Raw genomic sequence first — 1,107 nt, 5'->3', positions numbered from 1 at the left:
TCCCCCTCTTTTAAAAAAATCGGCAGCAATAACCTAATCTTTTGAATGTCCGTATAACAATTTAACAGTCCCGCGATTAATGTAATAAAGTCCATTATTCATGTGTATATTAAACCGTCATTCTTTTTATATAATGCCTTTTTTCCATATTTTATAGCCAGTTCATTTAACAACATTTAATACACCCCTTATTGTTAACATATCCTCAAACTCACTTTCCCAGGAAAACCGAATATTAATTCACTTATATAAGTGTGCAGATAAATTGTGGAATATATCAAAAAATTACTCAATCAATGATAAAAAATCTACTAATTACCTGTAATTTTAAAGGGTTAACTTATTAATTTTTTTACTTTATCCATCATACTTTTACAATCAAATGGCTTTACTACAAATTCATTAGCTCCGGATTTCATAAAGAAGGTCATAACATTTTCATCATCTTGAGAAGATACTATGATGACCGGTGTTGATTTTATCTCTCTTAATTTTGTTAAAACTTGGTATCCATTAATACCTGGAAGTAAAAAATCTAATATGATTAAATCATAATGTTGATTTAATGCCTTTATTAATCCAGTCCTGCCGTTCCCATTTATGTCAGCTATAAAGGATTCCTTTTCCAAATATATTTTTAATAGTTTACAAATTCCTATCTCATCGTCGACAATAAGTATTTTTTTAGGCAAAAAAACCCTCCTTGGGATCTTTTATTTAATTATTTATTAAAAGAATATTCCTTTAAAGGCTCTATGAAAATACTCCTTATTAGTAACTTATCTTGATGGTATTTATCTATATTTTACTTAGTTTATTTAATAGGTTATCTAATTCTTGGCTGCATTTAAGAACCTCTTGACTTGTTAACCCATATGTTCTTACTAGATCGTATAATTCACCTCTTTTTTTCATGACTTGACACTTTAAATATTTATAATTATTATTGTTTGAAGTTACTATAATATAAACCACCACCTTCCTACCACGCAGATAGTGTTAACCTTTGCCTTAATTATCCAAAAATAAGGCATATTTTCATATCCACTACCATTCCTATTTTTCGACATAAATAACGAATAGGAATGTATTCCTATTCGTTATTTA

General features: G+C 28.1%; 2 protein-coding genes. Both read right to left on the bottom strand.

Going from position 1 to position 1,107, the window contains the following annotated elements:
• Positions 1-335: 335 nt before the first annotated feature.
• Complete coding sequence (locus V7083_RS23665; RefSeq protein WP_335482669.1) at positions 336-692, bottom strand: response regulator transcription factor; 357 nt, start codon at positions 690-692, stop codon at positions 336-338.
• A gap of 106 nt (positions 693-798) precedes the next feature.
• On the bottom strand, positions 799-915 hold the full coding sequence (locus tag V7083_RS23660) for an aspartyl-phosphate phosphatase Spo0E family protein (RefSeq protein WP_335482667.1): 117 nt from the start codon (positions 913-915) through the stop codon (positions 799-801).
• Positions 916-1,107 lie beyond the last annotated feature (192 nt).

Source organism: Bacillus sp. JJ1764 (assembly GCF_036962145.1).
Taxonomy (GTDB): domain Bacteria; phylum Bacillota; class Bacilli; order Bacillales; family Cytobacillaceae; genus Neobacillus.
This window is presented reverse-complemented; position numbering and strand designations above follow the sequence as displayed.